Annotated in this window: 7 protein-coding genes; all 7 read left to right on the forward strand. The window is 66.4% G+C overall.

Going from position 1 to position 7,069, the window contains the following annotated elements; all coding sequences use genetic code 11:
* Positions 1–52: 52 nt before the first annotated feature.
* Positions 53–1,099, forward strand: coding sequence for a proline iminopeptidase-family hydrolase (locus VFG49_RS16420; protein ID WP_324862479.1), 1,047 nt, complete (start codon positions 53–55; stop codon positions 1,097–1,099).
* 23 nt (positions 1,100–1,122) lie between these two features.
* Positions 1,123–1,998: a TraB/GumN family protein gene (locus VFG49_RS16425; protein WP_324862481.1), complete on the forward strand. Its 876-nt coding sequence runs from the start codon at positions 1,123–1,125 to the stop codon at positions 1,996–1,998.
* Positions 1,999–2,263: 265 nt separating this feature from the next.
* Complete coding sequence (parC, locus tag VFG49_RS16430) at positions 2,264–4,501, forward strand: DNA topoisomerase IV subunit A (protein WP_324862483.1); 2,238 nt, start codon at positions 2,264–2,266, stop codon at positions 4,499–4,501.
* A 283-nt stretch (positions 4,502–4,784) separates the two neighbouring features.
* On the forward strand, positions 4,785–5,297 hold the full coding sequence (locus VFG49_RS16435; protein ID WP_324862485.1) for a hypothetical protein: 513 nt from the start codon (positions 4,785–4,787) through the stop codon (positions 5,295–5,297).
* A gap of 238 nt (positions 5,298–5,535) precedes the next feature.
* On the forward strand, positions 5,536–6,375 hold the full coding sequence (locus VFG49_RS16440; RefSeq protein WP_324862487.1) for an alpha/beta hydrolase: 840 nt from the start codon (positions 5,536–5,538) through the stop codon (positions 6,373–6,375).
* 9 nt (positions 6,376–6,384) lie between these two features.
* Positions 6,385–6,750, forward strand: a complete 366-nt coding sequence (locus VFG49_RS16445; RefSeq protein WP_324862489.1) for an EamA family transporter — start codon at positions 6,385–6,387, stop codon at positions 6,748–6,750.
* A 4-nt stretch (positions 6,751–6,754) separates the two neighbouring features.
* Positions 6,755–7,069, forward strand: a 315-nt coding sequence (locus VFG49_RS16450; RefSeq protein WP_324862491.1) for a DMT family transporter, incomplete at its 3' end; no start/stop codon positions are given.

Consider the following 7,069-nt stretch of genomic DNA (forward strand, 5'->3'; position numbering starts at 1 on the left):
CGAGGCGGATTCGCGCACGATAGTGCGCCCATCGTCTCGGGGGAGCGCATCCATGAACGCACGTCTTGTCTGGCTGTTGGCCGCCGCATGCCTGTGGGCGGCCGTATCTGTCGCTGCACAGACCACCACGCCGACGCTGGCGTCCTACTTCGATCGCAGCGGCCACGACGACGTGCTCAGTGGTGGCGTGAAGCAGATCGAGATCAGCACGCCCGAGGGCAAGTTCCGCGTGTGGACCAAGCGGGTGGGCAATAACCCGAAGCTCAAGGTATTGCTGCTGCACGGCGGCCCCGGTGCCACGCACGAGTACTTCGAGGCGTTCGACAGCTATCTGCCCGCCGAAGGCATCGAGTACTACTACTACGACCAGCTCGGCTCGGCCTACAGTGACCAGCCCAAGGACGAATCGCTGTGGACCACCGAGCGCTTCGTCGATGAAGTGGAGCAGGTACGCCAGGCGCTGCACCTGGACAAGGACAACTTCTGCCTGCTCGGCCATTCGTGGGGCGGCGTGCTGGCCATCGAGTACGCGCTGAAGTACCAGCAGCACCTCAAGTGTCTGGTCATCTCCAACATGATGGATTCCATCCCCGCCTACAACGCCTATGCGCACGACGTGCTGATGCCGGCGATGGACCCCACGCAACTGGCCGAAGTGAAGCAGATGGAAGCCAACGGGCACACCGACGATCCGCGCTACATGGCCATCCTCACGCCCATGCACTACGAGCAGCACGTGCTGCGCATGCCGCAGGCGCAGTGGCCCGATCCGGTCAATCGCGCCTTCGCGCACATCAACGAGCAGGTCTATGCGCTGATGCAGGGCCCCAGCGAGCTGGGCGCCAGCGGCCGGCTGGAGCACTGGGACCGCAGCAAGGACCTGCACCGTATTACCGTGCCTACGCTGGTGATCGGCGCCCAGTACGACACCATGGACCCGCGCTACATGAAGGCCATGGCGGCCAGACTTCCGCATGGCCAGTTCCTGCTTTGTCCCAAAGGCAGCCACATGGCGATGTACGATGACCAGCAAACGTATTTCGACGGCCTGACGCGCTTCCTGCTCGCCGTCGAGAACCAGCCGGCCGCCTCGCACTGAGGCGTTGCCACCCAGGAGTCGCAGTGAAACCGTTCGTCCGTCTTGGCGCCGCCCTCGTCCTCAACCTGCTGCTGGTCACTGCGGCACTCGCACAGCCCGGGCTGTGGGTCGTCCGGCAGGGCGAGGCTACGGTCTACCTGTTCGGCACCGTGCACCTGCTGCCGTCGGACACCAACTGGAGCTCGCCTGCGCTGAACAAGGCGCTGGACCAGAGCCAGCGGCTGAGCATCGAGATCGTGGACGACGACAGTGCCGCGATGCAGGCACTCGTCATGCAGCATGGCGTGGACTTCAACCATCCCCTGTCGACCAAGCTCGACGGCCCTGACCAGCACCGGCTGGAAAAGGCGGCCGAAGCGGCCAACTTGCCTGGCGGCGCCTCCACGCTGCAGCCGATGCGGCCCTGGCTGGCCGCCCTGACGCTCACCATGGCGCCGCTGGTGCAGGCTGGCATGGACCCGGAACAAGGCGTGGACAAGCGGCTCAAGGCGCGCATGCAGCAGGCTGGCAAACCGGTGGATGGCCTGGAGACGTCCGAAAAACAGATCCGCATGCTGGCCGACCTGCCCGAAGCGATGCAGTTGGACTTTCTGCGCCAATCGTTCAAGGAAGTGAATGAAGGCCCGGCGAAGCTGCGGGAGCTGGTCGATGCCTGGCGCAGCGGCGACACCGATGCCATCGCCCATATCGAGGACGAGGACCTGCGCAAGGAAAGCCCCACGCTGTACCAACGCCTGATCGTGGAACGCAACGAGGCGTGGGCACAGATCATCGCAGAACGCCTGAAGCAGCCCGGCGTGAGCTTCATCGCTGTCGGCGCCGGTCACCTGGCCGGCCCGGACAGCGTGCAGGCGCAGCTGCACAAGCTGGGCGTCGAGAGCACCCGCATCCGGGAGTAGTGGCACAAATCCTCCCCCTTGTAGGAGCGCACCCAGTGCGCGACCCGCAGCGCCCCGATACGCCTCTGTCGCGCAGATGAGGAAAACCCTTAGAGACCGGCCGATCCCGCATTTCCGCCCTGTTGGCTTTTCGCGCACTGGGTGCGCTCCTACAGGGCGGCGTCGACAGGTCGGCCCACGCCTCCCCCTCGCCCCCCATCCCCCCTTTCTGGCACCATCCTCCGGTTAAGCGCGCCGCCCGCGCGCAGGCGAATGACGTAACCGCATGAATCTGCAAGCCAATTTCGAACAGATCCCGCTCAAGGAATACGCCGAGCGGGCCTACCTCGACTACTCGATGTACGTGGTGCTGGACCGCGCCCTGCCCTTCGTGGGCGATGGCCTGAAGCCGGTGCAGCGGCGCATCGTATACGCCATGAGCGAGCTGGGCCTGGCCGCCACGGCCAAGCCGAAGAAGTCCGCCCGCACCATCGGCGACGTGATCGGCAAGTTCCATCCGCACGGCGACACCTCGTGCTACGAGGCGATGGTGCTGATGGCGCAGCCGTTCTCGTACCGCTACCCGCTGGTCGACGGCCAGGGCAACTTCGGCTCGCCGGACGACCCCAAGAGCTTCGCCGCGATGCGCTACACCGAGTCGCGCCTGAGCCCCATCGCCGAAGCGCTGCTGGGCGAGCTGGGCCAGGGCACGGTGGACTGGGTGCCGAACTTCGACGGCACGCTGGAAGAACCCAGCTGGCTGCCGGCGCGCGTGCCGCACGTGCTGCTCAACGGCTCGATGGGCATCGCCGTGGGCATGGCCACCGACATCCCGCCGCACAACCTGCGCGAGGTGGTGAGCGCGTGCATCCGCCTGCTGGATGACCCGGACGCCACCGTGGTGGACCTGTGCGAGCACATCCAGGGCCCGGACTACCCGACCGAGGCGGAAATCATCACGCCCCGCAACGAGCTGCTGGCGATGTACCAGGGTGGCACCGGCTCGCTGCGCGCCCGCGCCGTCTACCACGTGGACGACGGCAACATCGTCATCACCGCGCTACCGCACCAGGTGAGCCCGTCCAAGATCCTCGAGCAGATCGCCGCGCAGATGCGCGCGAAGAAGCTGCCGATGGTGGAGGACCTTCGCGACGAGTCCGATCACGAGAACCCGATCCGCCTGGTGGTGGTGCCGCGCTCCAACCGCATCGACGCGGCCGAGGTGATGCAGCACCTGTTCGCCACCACGGACATGGAAAAGAGCTTCCGCATCAACCTCAACATGATCGGCCTGGACGGCCGTCCGCAGGTGAAGGATCTCAAGCGCATCCTCTCCGAGTGGCTGCAGTTCCGCACCACCACGGTGACGCGCCGCCTGGAGCATCGCCTGGCCAAGGTCGAGCGCCGCCTGCACCTGTTGGAAGGTTTGCGCATTGCCTACCTCAACCTGGACGAAGTGATCCGCATCGTCCGCACCGAGGACGAGCCCAAGCCGGTGCTGATGGCGCGCTTCAAGTTGAGCGAAGAGCAGACCGATTACATCCTCGAGACGAAGCTGCGCCAGCTGGCCCGCCTCGAGGAAATGAAGATCAATGCCGAGCGCGATCAGTTGGAAGAGGAACGCGCTCGCATCAACGTGCTGCTGAAGTCGCCGGCCAAGCTCAAGGGCCTGATCAAGGAAGAGCTGCGCGCCGACGCGGCCAGGTTCGGCGATGACCGCCGCTCGCCGCTGGTGCAGCGCGTGGCCGCGCAGGCGCTGGACGAAAGCGCCTTGGTCGCCAGCGAACCGGTCACGGTGGTGCTGAGCCAGAAGGGCTGGATTCGCGCCGGCAAGGGGCACGATGTCGACGCCGACGGGCTCAACTACCGCGAGGGCGACAGCCTGCTTGCCGCGGTGAAGGCACGTACCACGCAGCAGATCGCGGTGATCGATTCCACCGGCCGCAGTTATTCCACGCCTGCGCACACGCTGCCGTCGGCGCGCGGCAACGGCGAGCCGCTCACCGGTCGCTTCAGCCCGCCGTCGGGCGCGAGCTTCGATGCCCTGGCGGCCGGCGACAACGACACCCGTCTGATCCTGGCCACCGACCACGGCTACGGCTTCGTGACCCGTTTCGAGGCGCTCACCGGCCGCAACAAGGCCGGCAAGCAGATCATCACGCTGGGCGACGGCGCCAAGGTGCTCGCGCCGCAGGTCAGCGCCGATCCAGCACGCGACCGCATCGTGGTGGTCACCACCGAAGGCCACCTGCTGATGTTCTCGGTGGCCGAGCTGCCGGAGCTGGACAAGGGCAAGGGCAACAAGCTGATCGACGTGCCCAAGGCCAAGCTCGCGGCGGGCATCAAGGTCGTCGGCATCGCCGTGGTTACCGAGGGCAAGGGCGAAGTGACGCTCTACGCCGGCCAGCGCAAGCTCACGCTGAAGTGGTCGAGCCTGGTCGAGTACGGCGGCAACCGCGCCACCCGCGGCGGCCTGCTGCCGCAGGGCCTGCGCCGCGTGGAGCGCATCGAGACCACGGGCTGACAACGGACGGCGCTCCCACTCACCATGGGTGGGAGCGCACCCTCTGCGCGACCGCGGTGCGTCGTTTGCCTCGGTTGGGCTAGACGGAAAACATGGGGAACCGGCGTTGCCGCATCACCGCGCTGTTGGCTTTTCGCGCACAGGGTGCGCTCCTTCAGGTGAGGGGTAGGCAGACTCGTCGGGGGAGTGGCAGGAACTTCACGCCTGAGCCAGCGATCCAACGGAGTGTGTGCACACCGGCGACGGTGGCGCGTTAGACGTCGTACGTCCCCGGAGTTTTTCCATGAAGACCGTCCGCCCGATCGCTTTCTTCGCTGCCTGCCTGCTGTCCGCCACCGCCTGGGCGCAAAGCAGCAGCGCGCCGCTGAACCTGAAGATTCCCGCCAACGTACCGGCCGCGCCCGCCAGCACGGCCACGCCTGCGAATACGGACACGACCCAGGCCGCGGCCCCGAACACGACCACCGCGACGCAGGCAGCCCAGGCCAGTACCGGCGGCGGCAACAGCGCCTACGCGAAGGATCCTCCAGGCACCTACTACGGCGATACCAGCGGCCGCCTTGGCGATTCCCAGGCCGCGCTCAGCCAGCCCGCTGCGGTCGTCTGCGACGACGCCACCTATAACCAGCCCCAGGTGCATGGCGCCGTCGGCATGGGCGTGGTCTCAGGCAGGCACACCAGCGGCAGCTATACCGGCGGCGCCGTGACGATGAGCCAGGCGTTCGGCAGCTGCGAGCATCCCACGGGCGGCGTGAGCATCTCCGTCCAGGGCACGCAGGGCCACTTCGGGCGTTGACGGTTCCTCGTCGTCGCCTTCTGTTCACGCCCTTTCGAAGCTGATCCCGCGGGCGCTGGCCCGCGGCAGGACTGCCCCCCCCTTTTCCCCTTCCTCCCACGCTGAACGGGAGCCCCGGGCAGGGTCGAAAGTTCTTGGAAAGGGTGGCCCGCCAGACTGATTCCATGGCCTACCGCATTCCCAACGCGTCATTCGCACGCCCCGCCTCACCTTTTACCCGCTGCGCCGGAGCTTGCCCGTGATCCAGAACGTCGAGTTCCGCTTCGAGGGCGGCCGCAGCGGTGTGCTGCTGATCCACGGTCTCACCGGCACGCCGGCCGAGATGCGTCTGGTCGGCAAGGGCCTGAACCGCGCTGGCTTCAGCGTGTACGGCATGCAACTGGCGGGTCACTGCGGTGACGCGAAGGATCTGCTCGCCACCGACTGGCACGAGTGGTACGCCAGCGTCGAAAAAGCCGCCGAGCAGTTCCGCCAGGAAGTGGACCACCTGTTCGTGGCCGGCCTGTCGATGGGTGCGGTGCTCGCGCTCAAGCTCGCCGCCGATCATCCCGATTGGGTCAAGGGCGTGGGTGTGTATGGCGCCACGTTCAAGTACGACGGCTGGGCCACGCCGTGGTACGGCAAGTTCTCCTTCCTGCTGCCGCTGATCAACAAGCTCGGCATCGGGCGCAACTGGATGGTGCACGAGGAAGAGCCCTATGGCCTGCGCGATGAGCGCCTGCGCCAGCAGATCAGCTCGCTGATGCTGGGCGGCGACAGCGCCGCGGCGGGCCTGCCGGGCAACCCGTGGCCGTCGTTGGCCGAGATGTACAAGATGGCCGCCGTGGTGCGCCGCGACCTGCCGCGAGTGAATGCGCCCTGCTTCATCGCGCACGCCACCGAAGACGATATCGCCAGCATCGAGAACGCCTACCTGGTGGAGCGCTCGGTATCCGGGCCGGTGGAGACGCTGTGGCTGGAAGACAGCTATCACATGATCACCATCGACCGCGAACGCCGCGTGCTGGTCGATCGCTCCGCCGCGTTCTTCCAGCAGATCGCCGCCACCTACGAACCCGCCGCCCGCGCTGCCGCGTAAGGAAGTCGCATGACTCCCTTGGTCGTTGCACTGTGGCTGCTCAACGTCACGCTCGACACCGTCGGCCAGCTCGCCTTCAAGGCGGCGGCCGGCGATCCGCGTGCGGGCGATGGCGTGGCACGCTGGAAATACATGGCGGCGCGTCCATGGATCTGGATCGGCGTGGTGTCCTACGTCGTCGAATTCCTGGTGTGGATCGCCTTCCTTTCGCTGGTCGATCTCTCCGAAGGCGTGCTGCTCGGCTCGATCAACATCGTGGTGATCATGATCGCCGGCCGCCTCCTGTTCAAAGAAAAGCTGACCCCGCTGCGCATGACCGGCATTCTGCTGGTAACCGCAGGCGTGGCCATCGTCGGCGTGGCTGGCGGAGGCTGATCACGTGAGTCGCACCCGCTTCTATGCCATCGGTTTCACCATCCTGGTGCTCTTCGACACGCTGGTGCAGCTGAGCTTCAAGTACGCCGGCAACCACGCCTTCCCGCCCGAAGCGAACTGGGCGTGGATCGTGCGCGTGTTCGGCCATCCGTGGATCTACGTCGCGGTGATCGGCTACGTCGGCAACTTCTTCACCTGGATGACGCTGCTCAAGCACGCGCCGATCGGTCCTGCCTTCGCGGTCACCCACCTCGAAGTGGTCAGCGTGATGGTGTTCTCCATGTGGCTGTTCCAGGAACCGCTGACCTGGCCGCGCGTG

It is taken from the genome of Dyella sp. (genome assembly GCF_035685885.1).
Lineage (GTDB): Bacteria > Pseudomonadota > Gammaproteobacteria > Xanthomonadales > Rhodanobacteraceae > Dyella.

Bases quoted from the DNA above. Each gene is read 5' to 3' on its own strand.
- parC (WP_324862483.1), top strand. From the start codon at position 2,264: ATGAATCTGCAAGCCAATTTCGAACAGATCCCGCTCAAGGAATACGCC.
- VFG49_RS16420 (WP_324862479.1), top strand. From the start codon at position 53: ATGAACGCACGTCTTGTCTGGCTGTTGGCCGCCGCATGCCTGTGGGCG.
- VFG49_RS16435 (WP_324862485.1), top strand. From the start codon at position 4,785: ATGAAGACCGTCCGCCCGATCGCTTTCTTCGCTGCCTGCCTGCTGTCC.
- VFG49_RS16445 (WP_324862489.1), top strand. From the start codon at position 6,385: ATGACTCCCTTGGTCGTTGCACTGTGGCTGCTCAACGTCACGCTCGAC.